This is a genomic window from Microbulbifer regidiadema (SeqCode) (assembly GCF_052466995.1).
This window is the reverse complement of sequence record NZ_CP174297.1, coordinates 2,346,681-2,367,074: the sequence shown is the minus strand read 5'-3', so window position 1 is coordinate 2,367,074 and position 20,394 is coordinate 2,346,681. Positions and strand designations below refer to the sequence as shown.

Sequence of the window (20,394 nt, the reverse complement as noted above, 5' to 3'; positions counted from 1 at the left end):
TAAGCGGAAACGGTATGACTATGAAGCTTCCCATCTATCTGGACTATTCGGCTACCTGTCCGGTTGACCCCCGCGTCGCTAAAAAAATGGCAGAGCAGCTGACGATGGAAGGCAATTTCGGTAACCCGGCTTCCCGCTCCCACCTGTTTGGCTGGAAAGCGGAAGAAGCGGTGGAAAATGCCCGTCGCCAAGTGGCGGAATTGATCAACGCCGATCCGCGCGAAATTGTCTGGACCAGCGGTGCCACCGAGTCCGACAACCTGGGAATCAAGGGCGCGGCCCATTTCTATCAGGGTCGCGGCAAGCACATCATTACCTCCAAAATTGAGCACAAAGCGGTTTTGGATACCTGCCGCCAGCTGGAGCGCGAGGGCTTTGAGGTGACCTACCTGAACCCCCGCGAAGACGGCATCGTCTACCCGGAGCAGGTTGAGGAAGCCATGCGCGAGGACACCATCCTGGTGAGCCTGATGCATGTGAACAACGAAATCGGGGTGATCAACGATATCGCTGCGATCGGCGAGCTGTGTCGCTCGCGCAAAGTAATTTTCCACGTAGACGCGGCTCAGAGCGCCGGCAAGTTGCCGATCGATCTTCAGGAGATGAAAGTCGACCTGATGTCCTTCTCCGGCCACAAGATTTACGGCCCCAAAGGTATCGGTGCCCTCTACGTGCGCCGCAAGCCCCGCGTGCGCCTGGAAGCCCAGATGCACGGTGGCGGCCACGAGCGCGGCATGCGCTCCGGCACCCTGCCGACTCACCAGATCGTCGGTATGGGCGAAGCCTTCGGTATCGCCAAAGAGGAAATGGCTCAGGAAGCCGAGCGCCTGCGCTCACTGCGCGACCGTTTCTGGGGCCAGATCAAAGATATGGAAGAAGTCCATATCAACGGTTCCGCCGAGAAGCGAATTCCGGGCAACCTGAACGTGAGCTTTGCCTTTGTCGAAGGCGAGAGCCTGATCATGTCCCTGCGCGATCTGGCGATTTCCTCCGGTTCCGCCTGTACCTCTGCGAGCCTGGAGCCCAGCTACGTGCTGCGCGCCCTGGGGGTTAACGACGAGCTGGCACACAGCTCACTGCGCTTTAGCTTCGGTCGCTTTACCAGCGAGAGCGATGTAGATACCGCCGCAGCAGAAGTGCGCAAAGCCGTGGAAAAACTGCGTGAACTGTCACCGCTTTGGGATATGTACAAAGACGGCGTAGACCTGAACAAGATTGAATGGGCCGCTCACTAAGCGCGCGCAAGAGTTAGGAGAAAAGTCATGGCCTATAGCGATAAAGTAATTGACCACTACGAACACCCCCGAAATGTCGGACGTATGGACGACAAGGCGGACAATGTTGGCACCGGCATGGTGGGTGCACCCGCCTGTGGTGACGTGATGCGCCTGCAGATTCAGGTCAGTAACGAAGGTGTTATCGAAGACGCCAAGTTCAAAACCTACGGCTGTGGCTCTGCCATTGCCTCCAGCTCCCTCCTGACCGAGTGGGTAAAAGGCAAGACCATCGACGAGGCGGAGCAAATCAAGAACACCGCTATCGCAGAGGAGCTGGCGCTGCCGCCGGTAAAAATCCACTGCTCGGTGCTCGCCGAAGATGCGATTAAAGCCGCAGTGCGCGATATCCGCGAAAAGCGCGGTGAGTCCGCTGACGCTGTAGAGGCCAAGGAATCTGCGGCGGGTTAAACTTCCCGCCCAAACATAGCGAAGGTGTTGTTTTGGCTATTAGCATGAGCGAGGCCGCTGAGGCCCACATTCAAGGTCAATTGGCCAAGCGAGGCAAGGGAATCGGCATTCGTGTCGGTGTCAAAACCGCCGGCTGTTCCGGTCTCGCCTACGTGCTGGAGTTTGTCGATTCGTTCGAAGCCGAAGATACGGTATTTGAGCAAAACGGCGTTAAGTTGGTGGTGGACCCCAAGAGTCTGGTTTACCTCGACGGCACCCAGCTGGACTTTGTCAAGGAAGGTCTAAACGAGGGCTTTACCTTCTCAAATCCCAACGTAAAAAATGAGTGTGGCTGCGGCGAGAGCTTTCACGTCTGATTGGCTCTCGCCCCACAAGGCCGGGTGCGCTGCGCATACCGGCCTTTTTATTGGCTCCTCGGGCAGTACCCCTCGCTGTAAGGGCCCAGCGGCGCTCAGCGGCAACGCCCCCGTCGCAGCTGTGTCCCAGTAGGTAAATTCAGATGGCAACCAACCTAAACCACTTCGAAGTTTTTGGTCTGCAACCCGCATTTGCAGTCGATCGCAGTGCCCTGGCAACCCGCTACCGGGAGTTGCAGCGGGAATTCCACCCGGATAAATACGCGTCCCACTCCGAGGGCGAGCAATTACTGGCTATCAAAATGGCTGCGCAGATCAATGAAGCGCACACGGTTTTGCGCGACCCGGTACAGCGCGCCGCCTATTTGCTCAAGCTGGCGGGGGTAGATGTGCCACCCGAGCAGACCAGCAAAGATACCGAATTCCTGATGCAGCAGATGCTGTTGCGCGAGCGCCTGGAAGAAGTGCGGGAGCAGCCCGACCCAGAGGCTGCGCTGGATGAACTCAATGCCGAGACACGGGCGCTGATTGCCAGTGCAGAGCAGCGCTTTACCGAGGCCTACGGCGAGGGTGATCTGGGTGCGGCAGAGGACGCCCTGCGCAAGCTCCAGTTTCTGGCCAAGCTCGACAAGCAAATTGACGAGCTGGAAGAAGACCTTTTCAACGACTAGCTGCTATCGCGCCCCGACTAAAGAAGAGATAACGAATGGCATTACTGCAGATTTCTGAACCGGGCCAGAGCCCAGCTCCCCACCAGCGCAAACATGCGGTGGGTATCGACTTGGGGACCACTAACTCCCTGGTGGCAACTGTGCGCAGTGGATCGGCAGAGGCCATTGCCGATGAGCGCGGGGAAGTGATCCTGCCCTCAGCGGTGCACTACGGGGTCGAGGCGATTACTGTGGGTGCCGAAGCCCGCGCCCGCGCCGCCGAAGATCCCTACAATACCATGATTTCTATCAAGCGCCTGATGGGGCGCGGTGTTGCGGATATCAAGAGTTTTGGCGAGCAGTTGCCCTATCGCCTGGCGGAAAGCAGTGGCGGTATGCCGTCGATTGAAACAGCAGCCGGAGCGGTAAACCCGGTACAGGTATCGGCGGAAATCCTGAAAAAGCTGGCCGCGCGCGGCCGCGAGGCGCTCTACGGCAAAGCGGGTGGTGAGCTGGATGGTGCCGTAATCACCGTGCCGGCCTACTTCGATGATGCCCAGCGCCAAGCCACCAAAGATGCCGCTCAGCTGGCGGGCCTGAAAGTCCTGCGCCTGCTCAATGAGCCCACTGCGGCGGCTGTTGCCTACGGCCTGGATAAAGGCGAAGAGGGTGTGATCGCGGTCTATGACCTCGGTGGCGGCACTTTCGATATCTCTATTCTGCGTCTGTCCCGGGGTGTGTTTGAAGTCATGTCTACCGGCGGTGATACCGCTCTCGGTGGCGACGATTTCGATCGTACTATCGCCTCCTGGATCGCCGAGCAAGTGGGATTGGGTACCGATCTCGACGCCGCGACCCAGCGAGTTCTGTTAGACCGCGCCTGTGCTGCGAAAGAATCCCTGTCCAGTGCCGAGCAGGTGGAAGTGCAATACGGCGACTGGTCCGGTGTGCTCGATCGCGACACCATGGCTTCACTGCTGGACCCCCTGATCGATAAAACCCTACGCGCCTGTAAGCGCGCCCTGCGCGATGCCGCTATCGGTGCCGATGAGGTGCAGGAAGTGGTGTTGGTGGGCGGCTCCACCCGTACTCTGCGCGTGCGCGAGCGCGTTGAGGGTTATTTTGGCCGTCCCCCCCATGCGGAAATTGACCCCGACCAAGTAGTGGCAATCGGTGCGGCGATTCAGGCCGATGTGCTGGTGGGCAATAAGTCCAGCGAAGAGTTGTTGCTGTTGGATGTTATTCCCCTGTCCCTCGGGATTGAAACCATGGGTGGCCTCGCGGAAAAACTGATCGATCGCAACACCACCATTCCCGTGTCCAAAGCCCAGGAGTTCACTACGTTTAAAGATGGCCAGACTGCCATGGCGATCCATGTCGTGCAGGGCGAGCGGGAACTGGTGAGTGACTGCCGCTCACTGGCGCGCTTTGAATTGCGCGGTATACCGCCGATGGTGGCCGGTGCCGCCCATATTCGCGTGACCTTCCAGGTAGATGCCGATGGCCTGCTGTCGGTGACCGCGATGGAAAAGAGCAGTGGTGTCAGCGCCGATATTACGGTTAAACCCTCCTACGGCCTGGAGGACAAGGATATTGCACGCATGTTGCAGGAATCCTATACCCACGCTGCCGAGGATATCGCCCTGCGCGCTTTGCGCGAGGCCCAGGTAGAGGCGGAGAGAACCCTGGAAAGTATGCTGGTGGCTCTGCGTGAGAACGGCGCCCAGCTGCTGGATGAAGGTGAGTTGAATGAGCTTGAGCACGCGATGGAAGCTTTGCGCCTGGCCCATAACGGCGGTGATGCAGAGGAAATTCGTCGACGTATCGAAGCCTTAAATAAGTTGTCTGAGCCCTTTGCTGCCAAGCGTATGGATGCCTCCATCAAGCGCGCTATGCAGGGGCACAGCTTGGACGAATTTGATAAATAACCATGACCAGGCGCAGACTCTGCGCTGCCGGCGGCCGGGGAGTCGTTACTTTCTCCCCGTCGGATTGAGACCACAGAGGTTCAGTACCCCATGCCGAAGATAGTATTTTTACCCCATCCGGAAATGTGCCCCGAGGGCAAAGTGGTGGAAGCAGAGAGCGGTGTCAGCGTGATCGATGCGGCCCTGGCCAACGATATCGAGATAGAGCACGCCTGTGAAAAGGCCTGTGCCTGCACCACCTGCCACGTCATTGTGCGCGAGGGTTTCGACTCCCTGGAAGAGCCGGACGAGCTTGAAGAGGATCTGCTGGATAAAGCCTGGGGCCTGGAGCCCGAGTCCCGCCTGTCCTGCCAGGCGATTGTCGAGGATGAAGACCTGGTGGTCGAGATTCCCAAGTACACCATCAATCAGGTGTCGGAAAAGCACTGATCTGCACGCTGAGGAAGCCGAATCATGAAGTGGACTGATATTCACGATATTGCCATAGAGTTGAGCGAAGCTCACGAGGATGTGGACCCGCTGACGGTCAACTTCGTCGATCTGCGCAACTGGGTGATGGCACTGCCCGGATTCGATGACGCCCCCGATCGCTGTGGCGAGAAAATCCTCGAAGCGATCCAGGCCGCCTGGATCGAAGAGCAGGAGTAGCGGGTCTCGGGGGCAGTATTGGCAAGAGAGTACAAAAGTCGATCAATACCCCGTATAATCCGCCGGCCGCGAAATGCGGTGATCAAAAATTGAGTACCCCCGGTGGGTATGAAAGGAATATCAGGGAAGAGCAACTGAGTAGGTTGCTCTTTCTTTATGTAGGGAGCCTCTGAACAACTCCGCAACAATCCCGCAACACCTCTGCGAGCCTTTAAGGCCCGCCCTGCGGGACTTAAAGAGTTGTTTAGAGGTTCCTAAGTTAAGTTACAAAAAATCAATTTGGAGATAACCATGGCCCTGGAGCGTACCCTTTCTATCATCAAACCGGACGCAGTAGCCAAGAATGTAATCGGTGAAATCGAGAGCCGTTTTGAGAAAGCTGGCCTGAGCATTGTTGCCATGAAGATGGTTCAACTGTCCCGCGAAAAAGCTGAAGGTTTCTACGCTGAGCACAAAGAGCGTCCTTTCTTCAAAGACCTGGTTGACTTCATGACTTCCGGTCCGGTTGTAGTACAGGTTCTGGAAGGCGAGAACGCTATCCTGGCAAACCGCGACCTGATGGGTGCTACCAACCCGAAAGAAGCGGCTGCTGGCACCATCCGTGCTGACTTCGCTGACAGCATCGACGCCAACGCTGTACACGGTTCCGACTCCGCAGAGTCCGCTGCCCGCGAAGTAAGCTACTTCTTCGCTGACGACGAAATCTGCGCGCGCGCTTAATTCGCGACTCAAATCGCACCGGTCTGTCCGGACCGGTGCAACTCTTCCCCCGAGGTGAAATGAATGACCACAGAAAAAACCAACCTGCTCGGCCTTTCGGTAGAAAAGCTGGCCGCCTTTTTTGAATCATTGGGCGAGAAGCGCTTTCGCGCTGTTCAGGTTTTAAAGTGGATTCACCAAAACGGGGTCGATGATTTCGCTGAGATGACCAATGTCAGCAAGGCCCTGCGCCAAAAACTGGCGGAAGTGGCCGAAGTCCGTGCCCCGGAAGTTTTGAATCAGTGGGATTCCGCCGACGGCACACGCAAATGGCTTATTAAAGTCTCCGGTGGCAACGCTATCGAGACGGTGTATATCCCCGATGGCGATCGCGGCACCCTGTGTGTCTCCTCCCAGGTGGGCTGTTCCCTGGATTGCAGTTTCTGTGCAACCGGCAAGCAGGGTTTTAACCGCGATTTAACTGCGGCAGAAATTATTGGACAGGTGTGGATTGCCTGTAAATCTTTCGGCCAATTGGACCCGAAAGGCCCGCGCAAGGTTACCAACGTGGTGATGATGGGCATGGGTGAGCCATTGCTCAATTTCGACAATGTGGTCGATTCCATGAACCTGATGATGGAAGACAACGCCTACGGTATTTCCAAGCGCCGTGTCACTTTATCGACTTCCGGTGTAGTACCGGCACTGGACCGCCTCGCCGATGTGACCGATGTCAGCCTGGCGATTTCCCTGCACGCGCCCAACGATGAATTGCGCAACGAGTTGGTGCCGATCAATAAAAAATACCCTATTGCGGTGCTGCTGGATTCTGCCAAGCGCTATATTGAGCGCATGCCGGATACGCACCGTAAAATGACTATTGAATACACGCTGATGCGCGAGGTTAATGATCGCCCGGAGCACGCCGAGCAACTGGCTGAGCTGCTGAAAGATATCCCGGTGAAAATTAACCTGATTCCCTTTAACCCGTTTGAGTTATCTGACTATCAACGAGTGAGCAATAATGCACTGCGCCGCTTCCAGCAAATTTTGCTCGATAAGGGTTATACCGTAACCGTGCGCACCACCCGTGGCGATGATATTGATGCGGCCTGTGGCCAATTGGCCGGCAGCGTTAACGACCGCACCCGCCGCTCCGAGCGCTACCGCAATGCAGAGCGCCCCGTTCGTATTGTTAACTAGTCGTCATTGAATAGTTGAAGGGGTTGTCAGATTTGCTGACAACCCTGCAAATTCGACTCCTGCCCCCTTTTTAGTGTCAACGAAATTACTTTATCTAACGTTCTAGCCATCGAGGGAAATTTACCCGGGAAGGGAGTGTTGGATATATGTGTACCGTCCAGTTAAAACCAGTTTGTGCTTTAAGCCTGCATTTTGCCTGCAAGATTTCACCTATAAGTGCAGTGGATATCCGCTTGTGCGACACTTTCAACAGATATTGTGACCCGAGAGCGCTAAAGTAGTCGCGCTTGCAATTCCCCGCTGTTAATCAAAGCGCCGTACTATCCAGTCATTTTTTATTTGATCTGGAGTTGTTGTAGCGGGCTGAGGTTCAGGGGTAATAATAGAAAAAACTGTGAGTGCGCCCGGGTTTATAAATGGGGTAATCATTACTTTATTATTTGCCCTGGGTTGGGGATAAGAAAAATCACTGATGGGACAGTTCAGTAATTATGAACGTTGAAAAAAACCAATTAATGCTATCGCCGGGCAGACTGATCAAGCTGCTGGTTATCGCTTTATTTCTTTTTATGGCGGGCTGTGGGGGCGGTGGCTCCTCCGATAGCGATGACGACTCATCGACGACCACTGAAAGCGGTGGTGGTTCCGGCTCAGATGGTGATTCAGATGATGATTCAGATGATGACTCAGATGATGATTCAGATGATGATTCAGATGATGGTGACTCGGATGTGGCGGGTATTGTCGTTGATGAGCTGATCGCAAACCCCTTTTCGGGCACCAGTATAGGGCTCTCCTGGGAGGACTCCGAAGAGACGTATCGTATTTATCGCGATGGTGAATTGGTCGCGGAAATTACAGATAACTATTATGTGGATGAAGGCCTCTCAGTAAATACCGAATATAGCTATTGGGTCGGTGTTGGGGGCAGTGATAGTGACGCGGACAGTGTTACCGCAAAAACCCTGGTTAATAACAGCAATGATGGTCTCCGCAACGGTACTGATGCGGTAGCGACGGACAAGCGAATTGTTGATTTTGACGAGTGTCAAAATGCCCGTTCAGCGGGAGATGTTGCCGACGACAGTCTCGATAGTTGCTTGCAGGCAGTGCTGGATGAAGTGGGCATGGCTGAGCAGCTCGAAGATATGCGCGCTTTCGTTGCCCGCGTTAGGAGCGAGCAGGACCCGGCAATGGTTGAGCTGGGCATGCGCCTGTTCCACAGCAAGAGCCTCAGTGCCAACGGCGACACATCCTGTTCTTCCTGCCACCACCCGACAATAGGTTGCGCCGGCGATGACCTCTCCATGTCTGTCGGTGTAAATGCCATCGATCCCGATTTGCTGGGCCCCGGTCGCTCCGATGGTGAGAACGAGGTGCCGTTGGTAGCGCGCAATGCTCAGCCTATCTGTAATATGGCGCTCTGGGACAACGGGTTGTTCTGGGATAACCGGGTTCTGTTTACCGAGGATGGTGGTCTCAAAACGGACTCCAGGGATGTAACCAACAATACTGAGGCGGCGGTAGGAACCGGCACCCTGGCGCTGATGATGGCCCAGGCACACTTTCCGGTGACTGACTCTGCTGAGATGGGGGATATCACCGAGTTTGGCTACGATGATACTAGCGATGGTGACGTGACCGATTACCGCGAGGATTATCTTGTTGCAAAACTCAATCAGGAATTCTGGGGGCCCTTATTTACTGACGCTTATGGCGACTCCAGCATCGACTTCAGTAGAATCGCACAGGCGATTGCGGCCTATGAGGCGGTGTATATCTTTATCGATAACCCCTTCTTTGACTATGTCGATGGCGACCTCAGCGCAATCGGTAGCGATGCAAAGCGCGGCGCAATTACCTATCTTACTCCGGGCTCTGGCTGCACCGCTTGCCACACGGGCGCTTTCTTTACCAATCAGGGGCTGAGGGTTGTTAACTACCCACAAATTGGCAAGGGTAAAGAGGACGATGGCGCCGATTGGGGTGGAGCTGTTCTTGGCGGCTTCCGCGTGCCGACGCTGCTCAATGTGGGGATTACTGGTCCCTGGGGGCACGCCGGACAATTTGGTACTTTAGAGAGAAATATCGAACACTACGCCGGTCAAGCGGATTCGGTGTCCAAATACTTTGCCAATAGTGAGATGTGCGATCTGGATCAGTTTGCCGAGGTGGACGATTGCGCGGCGAAAGTTGCGCCCAACGGTTTGGAGTTGACCGAGGCAATACTGGAACTCGATGGCGATGCAGCGCTTCCTATCGATGACGATGAAGTGGAACAGCTGGCCGCATTTCTCGAATCACTCACGGACCCGGATGCGGCCAATGCGAACTCAAATGCAGTCCAGTCCCTGATCCCACCCCGCGATGGCGGCCCCGACGGCATGCAGCTGGATGCGAGAGACCAGGATGGCAACGAGCTGTAAGGTCTTTCGATAATCTCCTCAACCATTTCATCGGTATTCAGAGCCGGTGAAATGGTTATCTCTAGATACTGCCGCTGCTCTAGTGGCAGTCTGTCAAACCGACTAACTTTCGCCACAGCGCCGGATACCCCGCGCGCGAGCCTGCCTGAATCTTATCCCCATAGCCCTGTGATGATTTGCCTGACTTCCAGCGTCATTCATATAGGCTCGATATAGGGCGTGCAAGCCCGTTTGCTATCGGGATGATAAAGGGGGTGATGCGCTCTCCATGGCGGCTGTCCTCTTTTGCTTATTTATGCGGTACTTTGGTGTTAGAGGGTTCGGCGGTAGCGGAAAAAGTCGCTAGTAAATGGATTTGATTGGGTTTTAGGGCTGCAACTGACAGGGCTTTCCGGCAGTATAGAGATTGGGGGCGCGAGCTGGAATGGGAGCAAATTTCCCGTAGAAAATACCGATAGGAACTTACCGCTATCGATAGAGGTCAGTGGTCGGTGCCGGATTTTATTGTGGTCTGCAGATTTGTTTTACCCGGGGCATCGGCACTGATTGGTGTATTACCGGTGCCCGCACAAGCTCGCTGGGCCAATAAGTGAAAAATAAAGATACAGGTGGTGTTGTGTCCGCAAAATTTAAGCGTCTGTCGCTCGTACTGCTGCTCGGTACTCTGCTGGGAGGCTGCGTAACCTCTGGGGGAGTGGAGCGCAAGGAAGTTGATCTGGATAAAGCGTTGGAGACCCATGTGCAACTGGGGCTGCGCTATTTGCGGGACTCGGACAATCGAGAGCAGTCCCGTCGACACTTGAATCGCGCTTTGGAACTGGGCAAAAAGAACCCACTGGCACACCACGGCTTGGCCCTGCTTTACCAGGTGGATGGCGAGCTGGATATTGCCGAGTCCCATTTCAAAAAAGCCCTGCGCTATAGCGATGGCTTTTCTATGGCGCATACGAATTACGGTGTTTTTCTCTATAAGCAAGAGCGCTATAAAGAAGCGCTCAAGCAGTTTGAGTACGCCTCCGAAGACCTCACCTACAACCGCCGCTCTTTCGCCCTGGTTAACTATGGCCGTACGGCCGCGCGCCTGGGGTTTGGGGAAAAGGCAGAGGGAGCCTTTTCCAGGGCTCTGGCGCTGAACCCCAGTTTGCCGCTGGCACTAATCGAGTTGGCCGAGCTGAAATATAACGCCGGCGATTATGCAACATCCAAGGTTTACCTGGATAAATTCAGCGAAAAGAATCGTCAGACCCCTCAGTCACTATGGCTGGGGATTCGCATTGAAAAAGTGTTTGGCAATCGTGACAAGGAGCGCAGTTATGCGCTTGCGTTGAAGAATTTGTACCCGTACTCTGCGGAGACACTGAAATATCAGGAGCTGAGTGGTAATGACGGATAGTAGTCCCGAGTACGGCGATGGCGGTGAGGCCGCATTCAATACGCAAACTTCTAGCGCTTCTGCCGGCAGTCTGTTGCTGGCTGCGCGGGAATCGGCAGGGCTGTCCCGTGCGGAATTGTCGCAGCGCCTCTGTATTATCGATAATACGGTCGAGTGGATTGAAACTGACGATTATGCGCGACAGCCGGAAGCGGTCTACACGCGGGGCTATATCCGCAATATTTGTCGCGAGTTGAATATCCCTACCGAGCCGGTTTTGGCCGCCTACGACAGGGATCGGCCGCAGCCGGTGCAGCGCAATGAATCCCGTCGAGTTATCAAGGCTGAAGCATTCCGGCCCGAGCGCAAACGGGGCTACGGAGCTCTGGCCCTGCTTCCCCTGCTGCTTGCTGGCGGTGTCTTCTGGTGGATGTATGGTGTCCCGGTCAATATGTCCGGTATGCCTCTGAGCGGGGATAGTGCTGAGTTGGTCGCCGCAGCGTCCACTGCTAGCGAAGCCGCCGGCAGCCCGGTTGCCGAGGTCGAGCAACAAGAGATCACCGTGGCACAGCTGAGTTCGGAGCCATTGACGCCGGCAGCCAGTGTGACGACTGAGGTTGACCCCGAGGCTGTCAGCACTGAAGAGGTCAGTACTGAGGCGCCGGTGGCTGAAACTGTCGCCACCGCTGTCGCGGAGATTGAGCCCGCAGCTACCGAGACGCCCCAATTGGATCAGCCCCAGCAAGGCGCTCTGCGCCTGCGTTTTGATGAGGACGCCTGGGTTGAAGTGAAAGATGCCGCAGGTGTGGTTTTGCTGGCAGGGGTACAAGCCGCCGGCAGCACCAAGACTCTGGATGGGCCGGCGCCATTTGATCTGATGCTGGGGAACGCCCGTGCAACTCACGTGGTCTATCGCGATGAAATCATCGACACCCAGCCCCTTGGCGACCGCCGTACCCGCCGCCTGACAGTCGGCGACTGAGGTGATCTGCCTCGTTTGGGCGCGAACTCTGTAGGTTTGCGCCCAATCTCTCTATAATCTGCCCCTCGATTTTTATCAGTAATATCACCAGGTCAGCCTATGCAATTTGAATCTCCCATTGTCCGCCGCAAGTCGCGCCAGATCATGGTGGGTGATGTACCGGTCGGAGGGGATGCCCCGATCTCGGTGCAGAGTATGACCAACACCGAAACCTGCGATGTAGAGGCCACTGTCGGCCAGATCCAGCGTCTGGAACAGGCCGGTGCCGATATAGTGCGGGTCTCTGTGCCCAGCATGGATGCCGCAGAGGCGTTTGGGAAAATTAAAAAACAGGTGAATGTCCCGTTGGTCGCAGACATTCACTTCGACTATCGCATCGCCCTGCGGGTCGCAGACCTGGGGGTGGACTGCCTGCGCATCAACCCCGGCAATATCGGCCGTGAGAAGCGGATTCGCGCGGTGGTGGACAAAGCTCGCGATATGAATATCCCGATTCGTATCGGTGTCAATGCGGGCTCCTTGGAAAAAGACCTGCAAAAAAAATACGGTGAACCCACACCGGACGCCCTGGTAGAGTCGGCCCTGCGCCACGTATCGATACTCGACAGCCTGGACTTCCAGGACTTTAAGGTCAGCGTAAAGGCATCGGATATTTTTATGGCCACCGCCGCCTACCGCAAGCTGGCCCAGCAGATTGAGCAGCCGCTGCACCTGGGGATTACCGAAGCTGGTGGCTTGCGCGCCGGTACGGTGAAATCGGCTATCGGCCTCGGCGCTCTATTGCTCGATGGTATCGGTGATACCCTGCGGGTTTCCCTGGCCGCAGACCCGGTGGAAGAGATCAAGGTGGGCTGGGACCTGCTCAAGAGTCTGCGCCTGCGCAACAAAGGGATTAATTTTATCGCCTGTCCCAGCTGCTCGCGCCAGAATTTCGATGTGGTGAAAACCATGAACGAGCTGGAAACGCGCCTGGAAGATGTAACCACACCGCTGGATGTGGCTGTGATTGGATGCATCGTCAACGGCCCTGGCGAGGCGAAAGAAGCCGATATTGGCCTGACCGGCGGTACCCCAAGCCACGCTATTTATGTGGATGGCCAGCCGGACCGCAAATTTAAGAATGAAAACCTGGTCGATGATTTAGAGCGTTTGATTCGCGAGAAGGCCGCCGCCAAGGCCGAGCGCGAAGCCGATATCATCGCCAGGGCATAGCGGGCTCCGGCCCTCTGTGCACCCCCTATTAATTGAGTGAAAAATTAAGGAACAGCGTTGAAACAGCTTCGCGCAATTCGCGGCATGAACGACCTGCTGCCGGAACAGTCCCCGGTCTGGCAGTACGTGGAAGCCACACTGAGTGAACTCTCCAGCCGCTACGGCTATACCGAAATTCGCACGCCCTATCTGGAGGCGACCCAGTTATTTTGCCGCGCGGTGGGCGAGGCTACCGATATTGTCGAAAAGGAGATGTACACCTTCGACGACAAGAGCGGCGACAGCGTAACCCTGCGCCCCGAAGGCACAGCCGGTACCGTGCGCGCGGCTATTCAGAACAACCTGCTGATCCAGCCGCAGCGCCTGTGGTATTTCGGCCCCATGTTCCGCTACGAGCGCCCGCAGAAGGGCCGCCTGCGCCAATTTCACCAGTTTGGTGTCGAGGTGTTTGGTCTCGAAGGGCCGGATATTGATGCGGAAATCCTGATTATGACTGCGCGCCTGTGGCGCCAGCTGGGCATCAGCGAACATGTGACCCTGCAAATTAACTCTCTGGGCAACGCCGAGAGCCGCAGGGAATATCGCGATGCTCTGGTCGCTTATTTGAGTGAGCGCCGCGATCAGCTGGATGAGGACAGCCAGCGCCGCCTGGAGCGCAATCCGCTGCGCATTCTCGACAGCAAAAATGCGCAAACTCAGGAACTGCTGGCCGGTGCGCCCTGTCTACTGGACTTCCTCGATGAGGAATCCGCCGCTCACTTCAACCAATTGAAGGCACTATTGGACGCGGCGGGCGTGAAGTATGAGATCAATTCCAAGTTGGTGCGCGGTCTCGATTACTACGGAAAAACGGTATTTGAGTGGGTGACCGACAGCCTCGGTGCCCAGGGCACCGTGTGTGCCGGTGGCCGCTACGACGGACTGATAGAGCAGATGGGCGGCAAGGCCACCCCGGGCGTCGGTTTTGGCCTGGGTGTTGAGCGCCTGGTATTGATGCTGGAAACCCTGCAAGCGCTGCCGGAGTCCCTGTCGCAACAGGTCGATGCCTACCTGGTTGCCGTGGGTGATGTACAATTAGCCGCCATGACAGCCGCCGAGCAGCTGCGCGACGAGTTGCCCTGGTTGCGCCTACAGCTGCACTGTGGTGGTGGAAGCTTTAAGAGCCAGATGAAAAAAGCGGATAAGAGCGGTGCCGATTACGCACTGATTATCGGCGAAGATGAGGCGGCCAATGGTCAGGTAACCGTGAAGTACCTTCGCGCTGACCAGCCGCAGCAAACGCTGGCACCGAAAGAGCTGGCAGCACTGCTGCAAGGCTGAATTAAATACTGAGGGAGGCGGAGGCCCCCGCCGGGAAAGTTAGTAATCTACAGGAAAGGCAAATTACCCAATGGCTGAGCATCTTACCGAACAAGAACAAATAGAAACGCTGAAGCGCTGGTGGGCGGAAAACGGCAAGGGAATTATGACTGGCGTGGTGCTGGCCCTGGCCGGTTACTTCGGCTATCAGTGGTGGCAGGGGGATCAGCGCACCAAGGCTGAAGCGGCTTCTGACCTGTACCAGACTTTCGTTGAAGCGGTCTCCGCCAACAACAACCAACCGGACAGCAAGCAGATCACGACGGCCAAGAATGTGGCCGAGCAGCTGAAAAATGACTTTGGCAAGCGTATCTACGCCAGCCAAGCCGCACTGCGCCTCGCCGCCATCTCAGCGGAAAGCAATGACCTGGAAGCGGCTCAACAGCAGTTGCAGTGGGTATTGGACAACACCGCTGAAGCCAGCCTGGAGCTGCTGGCCAAACGCCGTCTGGCTGCGGTTTTGGCAGCCCGGGGTGAGCCGGATCAAGGCCTCAAACTGCTTGAGGGCACTGTACCTCCCGCATTTGCGGCGCTTTATTCTGAGACCCGTGGTGATATCCTGAAGCAAAAGGGTGACAATGCCGGTGCGCGTGCCGCGTACGAGCAAGCGCTGACAGAGCTTCTGCCAGAGCAAGCGGGCAGCACCCAGCTTCTGCGCCTAAAGGCGGATAGCCTGGCGGCAACCGAGAGCAGTGACGCTCAGAACCAAACCGAGCCTGTATCTGAGGGAGGCGAGTAATGGGATTTCTGAATCGCGCTGCGGGTCGCACCGCAGCGGTGGCGCTAGCGGTGGCTCTTGCCGCCTGCGCCTCTAATGACGAGAAGGAAGCTGTCGACCCCGTCGAACTGGTGGATATTAACTCTACCGTTGCCCTGCAAGAGGTCTGGTCTGCCGATATCGGTGGCATCGACCAAAAGCGCTACGCAATGTTGCAGCCGAGCCTGATTGATGGCCGTCTGATCGCCGCCAGTAGTGACGGTGAAGTGACAGCCTTTGATCGCAGCTCGGGGGACAAGCTCTGGGAAACAGAGCTGGATGTGGAGCTGAGCGGTGGTGTGGGTACCGGCCTGGGCATGGCGGTGGTCTCTGACTATCGCGGCCGCGCTGTGGCCCTGGACCTCGATAGCGGCGCAGAGCTGTGGACCTACCAGGTTTCCGGTGAAGTCGTCTCCGCCCCGGCCATCGGTGCCGGCGTGGTGGTTCTGCAAACCGTAGATGGCAAGCTGGTCGGTCTCGACGCCAGCAGCGGCGAAGAGCTGTGGAGCCACAATACCAGCCTGCCGGTGCTGACCCTGCGCGGTACAGCAGCTCCGGTTATCAGCGGCGGTATGGTGATTGCCGGCCTGGATAACGGCAAACTGCTGGCTCTGGACGCCCGCGACGGCATTCAGCGCTGGGAGCAGCGCGTTGCGATTCCCCAGGGCTCTGCGGAGCTGGAGCGGGTAGTGGATATCGACGGCGCCCCGGTTGTGCGCGGTGACCTGGTGTTTGCGGCCAGTTATCAGGGCCGTGTTGTGGCCCTGTCCAAAGAGAATGGTCGCGGCCTCTGGGCTCGCGATGCCTCCACCCACCACGAAGTGGCGGTGGGCGGTGGCCATGTCTACCTCAGTGATGCCTCTGGCAGTGTCTACGCCTACAATGTGGGCAGCGGCCAGATCGAGTGGAGCAACAACGAGCTGTTGCGCCGTGAATTGAGCGGACCGGCCTTTTTCCAGAACGCCGTCGTTGTCGGAGACCTGGAGGGTTACCTGCATGTGCTGGACCCCAATACCGGACAATTTATTGGCCGCGAGCAGGTGGATGGCGATGCGATTCGTATCCCCATTCTGGTGGATGGCGACCTGATGTTTGTCCTGTCGGATGACGGCAAACTGTCAGCCCTGCGCCTCGCCGGTTCCTGATAACCGCACCCCATTGTTAAGGTGGACAGGCTGTTCGCCTAAGGGCCTTGGGCCCACAAATGGAGCCTGCTTGGCAGGCAAGTTGAAATCGCCCGCCTCGCGCGGGCTTTTGTATTTTTTTATTCGGCTAAAACCAGAATTTGTATGCTGCCAGTAATTGCCCTGGTCGGGCGCCCCAATGTGGGCAAATCCACACTTTTTAATCGGTTGACCAAGACTCGTGACGCCTTGGTGGCCAACTATGCCGGGCTCACCCGCGACCGCAAATACGGCGAGGCGGAGATCGACGGGCGCAAGCTGTTACTGGTCGACACCGGCGGTATTTCCGGTGGCGAAGAGGGCATTGATGCGGCGATGGCCGAGCAATCTATGCAGGCTATCGAAGAGGCGGACTTCGTCCTGTTTCTGGTGGATAGCCGCGCAGGCCTGACACCGGCGGACGAGATGATCGCCGAGCGCCTGCGCACCCGCTCCAAGCCCACCTTTCTGGTGGCCAACAAGGTCGACGGGGTTAACCCGGATATCGCTCTGGCGCCGTTTTACGAGCTGGGTATTGGTGAGCTTTTCCCGACGACCGCCACCCACGGGCGCGGCGTTCGCACCTTGATGCAGCGGGTGATCGAAGATCTGCCCGAGCAGCCGCTTGAAGAGGAAGTCGAAGAGGCGACCGGGATTAAGATCGCCATTGTGGGGCGCCCCAACGTGGGTAAGTCCACTCTGGTAAACCGCCTGCTGGGCGAAGATCGGGTCGTTGTCTACGATCAGCCCGGCACCACCCGCGATAGCGTTTATATCAACTATGAACGCGATGAGAAGCCCTACACCCTGATCGATACTGCCGGTATTCGCCGCCGCAAAAATATTAAGGAGTCGGTGGAGAAGTTCTCTATCGTCAAAACCTTGCAGGCGGTAGAAGACGCTAATGTCGTAGTGCTGGTGATCGATGCCCGCGAGGGTCTGGTGGACCAGGATATGCACCTGATGGGCAGCGTGGTGCAGGCCGGGCGCGCACTGGTCGTAGCCCTGAACAAATGGGATGGTCTGGAAGTCGATCATCGCGACTATGTGAAAGCCGAGCTGGAGCGCCGTCTGCGCTTTGTAGACTTTGCCGATGTGCACTTTATTTCTGCGCTGCACGGCACCGGTGTTGGCCACCTGTACGAGTCTATTGAAGGGGCCTACCAGAGTGCCACCGACAAGTTGTCCACCAATCACCTGACCCGCATCCTGCAATGGGCGGTCACTGAGCACCAACCACCGCTGGTGCACGGGCACCGTATCAAGTTGCGCTACGCCCACGCCGGTGGACAAAACCCGCCGGTAATTGTGATTCACGGCAACCAGACCGAACAGGTCCCGGCACACTATGTGCGCTACCTGGAAAAGACTTTCCGCAAGGCGCTGGATCTGCACGGCACCCCGGTAAAAATTGAATTCCGCACCAGTGCCAACCCCTATGCGGACAAGAAGAACAAGCTGAGTGATCGGCAGAAGGCTAAAAAGCGCCGCCTGATGAAGTTTGTTAAGAAGAAGAAAAAATAAGCGGCGGTAACCGACGTTACCCGCAAGCCGGCAAGGGATACTGCCGGCTTGCCAATCACTTCAGCTTCCGAATTCTAAAGCCGCACCCAAAGGGAGCGGTGGGCATTCAATCGTACCAGTGATCCCGCTATCGGCGGGGCCAGGGAAGAAACCACAAGGAGAATACGATGTTGAAGCTGAAGAATTCTGCGTTGTTGCGCAGCCAATCCTATATTAATGGTCAGTGGATTGACGCCGATTCTGGCGCAACCTTCGATGTGTTGGACCCGGCAACTGGCCAGGTCGTAGCCAGTATCGCCAACCTGGGGGCGGATGAGACCCACCGCGCGATTGAAGCGGCGAATCAAGCCTGGCCCGCCTGGCGGGATACGCCGGTAAAGGAGCGGGCCAAAATTCTCAGTCGCTGGTACGATCTGATTCTCGCCAATATTGACGACCTCGCTATCATTTTGACCGCAGAACAGGGCAAGCCCCTGGCTGAGGCCCGCACTGAAATTATCTACGGCGCTAATTATATCGAGTGGTTTGCGGAGGAGGCCAAGCGGGTTTACGGCGATGTTATCAGCCCCCCCTCCGGCGATAAGCGCCTCCTGGTGATCAAGCAGTCAGTGGGAGTAACTTGCTCGGTAACACCGTGGAATTTCCCCAGCGCCATGATTGCGCGCAAAATGGCCCCGGCCATTGCCGCCGGTTGTCCATTTATCGCCAAGCCCGCCTCGGAAACCCCCCTATCTGCACTGGCGCTGGCCGCTCTCGCTGAGGAAGCGGGAATTCCCCCGGGTGTTTTTAATATTGTCGCCGGGGAAAAAGCAGCGGAAATTGGCGCAGAGATGACATCCAACCCCCTGGTGCGAAAATTTACTTTTACCGGTTCCACTGCGGTTGGGAAATTGTTGCAGGCCCAATGTGCAGAGACCATGAAGAAAACCTCAATGGAGCTGGGGGGCAATGCAGCATTTATTGTTTTTGATGATGCGGATATTGATGAAGCGGTAAAGGGGGCAATTGTTTGCAAATACCGCAACGCCGGACAAACCTGTGTATGTGCCAATCGTATTTTTGTCCAGGCAGGGGTTTACGATGAATTTGCGCAAAAGTTTTCCGCTGCGGTAGAGCAGCTTGCTATGGGCAGTGGTTTTGATAGCACTATCGATATGGGACCAATGATTACTGCCAAAGCAGTGAAGAAAACTGAATCCCTGGTGGAGGATGCACTACAAAAAGGCGCGCAAACTCTGGTTGCTGGAGGCCCCAGCAGTTTGGGGGATTGTTTTTATTCCCCGGTGGTTTTAGGGGGGGTGACCGATAAAATGAATCTGTTTAAAGAGGAAATTTTTGGCCCGGTGGCGCCGCTGTATCAGTTTTCCACGGAAGAGGAAGTAATTCAGATGGCCAACGATACGGAATTCGGCTTGGCTTCCTATTTTTATTCCCGGGATATTGGCCGTATCTGGCGCGTCGCCGAGGGCCTTGAATACGGCATGCTGGGGATTAATGAGGGAATTATTTCCAATGAAATGGCCCCTTTTGGTGGTATTAAAGAATCCGGACAGGGGCGCGAGGGTTCCAAGTACGGAATCGAAGATTATCTGGAAATAAAATACCTGTGTATCGGCGGTATCAATAAATAGTTTGTACAGAGTGTTTGGATTGTAAATGGTTGTAGAACCTATAGCGCGGGTGCATTCCTGCTTTGGAGAAAAGTTCGGGGTGCCCCGTCAGCCACTTTTGGCCGATGCCAGTCGCGCCAGCATAGAGTTACTGGCGCCACTGAATAGCGCCGATGCGGTTGCCGGCCTGGAACAGCACAGTCATATTTGGGTGGTGTTCCAGTTTCACCAGGCCGCCGGCCAGTGGTCCGCAAAGGTGCGCCCCCCCCGTTTGGGTGGTAATAAAAAGCTGGGGGTATTGGCCACCCGTTCACCTTTTCGCCCCAATAATATTGGCCTTTCAGTGGTTCGCCTATTGGAGGTGCGCACCTCCCCTAAAGTCGAGCTGATAGTTGCCGGGGCAGACCTAGTTGACGGCACCCCGGTGTTGGATATCAAGCCCTATATTCCCTATGCAGATGCATTGACGGACGCGCAAAGCGAATTTGCCGATGCGGCTCCGGTAGCGATGCCCGTCACTATCCCCGAGCGGCTGCTCAGTCAGGCGGAAGCTTACCGCGATGACTGGGGTACCGATCTCCCCCGTTTAATTGAACAGGTGCTCTCCCAGGACCCCAGGCCGGCCTATCAGAAAACAGACCCACAGCGAATTTATGGAATGCAGCTGTGTGACTTTAATTTGCGTTGGCGTTATACCGAGGGGGGTATCGAGGTGGTGGCGCTAGAATAATATTTGTGGATAGAATTAATTGCATGGTCAAAATGTGGAAATTTTTTCAGGTTTAGAGGCAATTAAAGTTCATATTTTTTTGTGAATATG

19 protein-coding genes are annotated in these 20,394 nt (G+C 56.2%); all 19 read left to right on the top strand.

Going from position 1 to position 20,394, the window contains the following annotated elements:
* The first annotated feature begins 20 nt into the window (after positions 1–20).
* A complete protein-coding gene (locus tag ACJJIK_RS10245; protein ID WP_444945054.1) occupies positions 21–1,235 on the top strand; it encodes an IscS subfamily cysteine desulfurase in 1,215 nt (404 codons plus the stop codon).
* Between the two features lie 27 nt (positions 1,236–1,262).
* The gene (gene iscU / locus ACJJIK_RS10240; protein ID WP_444944976.1) at positions 1,263–1,685 is read left to right on the top strand and encodes a Fe-S cluster assembly scaffold IscU; all 423 of its coding nucleotides are present in this window, start codon (positions 1,263–1,265) and stop codon (positions 1,683–1,685) included.
* 32 nt (positions 1,686–1,717) lie between these two features.
* Positions 1,718–2,041 (top strand): iron-sulfur cluster assembly protein IscA, encoded by a 324-nt coding sequence (gene iscA, locus ACJJIK_RS10235; protein ID WP_444932125.1) that lies wholly within the window; start codon positions 1,718–1,720, stop codon positions 2,039–2,041.
* A gap of 143 nt (positions 2,042–2,184) precedes the next feature.
* Positions 2,185–2,712, top strand: a complete 528-nt coding sequence (hscB, locus tag ACJJIK_RS10230) for a co-chaperone HscB (RefSeq protein WP_444944975.1) — start codon at positions 2,185–2,187, stop codon at positions 2,710–2,712.
* A gap of 35 nt (positions 2,713–2,747) precedes the next feature.
* On the top strand, positions 2,748–4,619 hold the full coding sequence (hscA, locus tag ACJJIK_RS10225) for a Fe-S protein assembly chaperone HscA (RefSeq protein WP_444944974.1): 1,872 nt from the start codon (positions 2,748–2,750) through the stop codon (positions 4,617–4,619).
* Positions 4,620–4,709: 90 nt separating this feature from the next.
* Positions 4,710–5,048 carry an ISC system 2Fe-2S type ferredoxin gene (fdx, locus tag ACJJIK_RS10220; protein ID WP_108731989.1) on the top strand — a complete coding sequence of 113 codons (339 nt, stop codon included), beginning with the start codon at positions 4,710–4,712 and terminating at the stop codon, positions 5,046–5,048.
* 24 nt (positions 5,049–5,072) lie between these two features.
* Positions 5,073–5,267, top strand: a complete 195-nt coding sequence (gene iscX, locus ACJJIK_RS10215) for a Fe-S cluster assembly protein IscX (protein WP_444932122.1) — start codon at positions 5,073–5,075, stop codon at positions 5,265–5,267.
* A gap of 291 nt (positions 5,268–5,558) precedes the next feature.
* Positions 5,559–5,987, top strand: a complete 429-nt coding sequence (gene ndk / locus ACJJIK_RS10210; RefSeq protein ID WP_108731991.1) for a nucleoside-diphosphate kinase — start codon at positions 5,559–5,561, stop codon at positions 5,985–5,987.
* 63 nt (positions 5,988–6,050) lie between these two features.
* The gene (rlmN, locus tag ACJJIK_RS10205; protein ID WP_444932121.1) at positions 6,051–7,169 is read left to right on the top strand and encodes a 23S rRNA (adenine(2503)-C(2))-methyltransferase RlmN; all 1,119 of its coding nucleotides are present in this window, start codon (positions 6,051–6,053) and stop codon (positions 7,167–7,169) included.
* Between the two features lie 491 nt (positions 7,170–7,660).
* Positions 7,661–9,595 (top strand): cytochrome c peroxidase, encoded by a 1,935-nt coding sequence (locus ACJJIK_RS10200; protein WP_444944973.1) that lies wholly within the window; start codon positions 7,661–7,663, stop codon positions 9,593–9,595.
* 616 nt (positions 9,596–10,211) lie between these two features.
* Complete coding sequence (pilW, locus tag ACJJIK_RS10195) at positions 10,212–10,988, top strand: type IV pilus biogenesis/stability protein PilW (RefSeq protein WP_444932119.1); 777 nt, start codon at positions 10,212–10,214, stop codon at positions 10,986–10,988.
* Positions 10,978–11,949 (top strand): RodZ domain-containing protein, encoded by a 972-nt coding sequence (locus tag ACJJIK_RS10190; RefSeq protein WP_444944972.1) that lies wholly within the window; start codon positions 10,978–10,980, stop codon positions 11,947–11,949. Before pilW ends, ACJJIK_RS10190 begins: the two co-directional genes overlap by 11 nt.
* A 99-nt stretch (positions 11,950–12,048) precedes the next feature.
* On the top strand, positions 12,049–13,161 hold the full coding sequence (ispG, locus tag ACJJIK_RS10185; protein ID WP_444944971.1) for a flavodoxin-dependent (E)-4-hydroxy-3-methylbut-2-enyl-diphosphate synthase: 1,113 nt from the start codon (positions 12,049–12,051) through the stop codon (positions 13,159–13,161).
* A 57-nt stretch (positions 13,162–13,218) separates the two neighbouring features.
* Entirely contained in the window at positions 13,219–14,481 is a 1,263-nt protein-coding gene (gene hisS / locus ACJJIK_RS10180) for a histidine--tRNA ligase (protein WP_444932116.1), read from the top strand.
* A gap of 70 nt (positions 14,482–14,551) precedes the next feature.
* The gene (locus tag ACJJIK_RS10175; protein ID WP_444932115.1) at positions 14,552–15,259 is read left to right on the top strand and encodes a YfgM family protein; all 708 of its coding nucleotides are present in this window, start codon (positions 14,552–14,554) and stop codon (positions 15,257–15,259) included.
* A complete protein-coding gene (bamB, locus tag ACJJIK_RS10170; RefSeq protein ID WP_444932114.1) occupies positions 15,259–16,422 on the top strand; it encodes an outer membrane protein assembly factor BamB in 1,164 nt (387 codons plus the stop codon). The genes ACJJIK_RS10175 and bamB overlap by 1 nt, the downstream gene beginning before the upstream one ends.
* 144 nt (positions 16,423–16,566) lie before the next feature.
* Positions 16,567–17,964: a ribosome biogenesis GTPase Der gene (der, locus tag ACJJIK_RS10165; protein ID WP_444932113.1), complete on the top strand. Its 1,398-nt coding sequence runs from the start codon at positions 16,567–16,569 to the stop codon at positions 17,962–17,964.
* Positions 17,965–18,131: 167 nt separating this feature from the next.
* Positions 18,132–19,595: an NAD-dependent succinate-semialdehyde dehydrogenase gene (locus tag ACJJIK_RS10160; protein ID WP_444944970.1), complete on the top strand. Its 1,464-nt coding sequence runs from the start codon at positions 18,132–18,134 to the stop codon at positions 19,593–19,595.
* 25 nt (positions 19,596–19,620) lie between these two features.
* On the top strand, positions 19,621–20,304 hold the full coding sequence (gene tsaA, locus ACJJIK_RS10155) for a tRNA (N6-threonylcarbamoyladenosine(37)-N6)-methyltransferase TrmO (RefSeq protein WP_444944969.1): 684 nt from the start codon (positions 19,621–19,623) through the stop codon (positions 20,302–20,304).
* Positions 20,305–20,394: the final 90 nt, after the last annotated feature.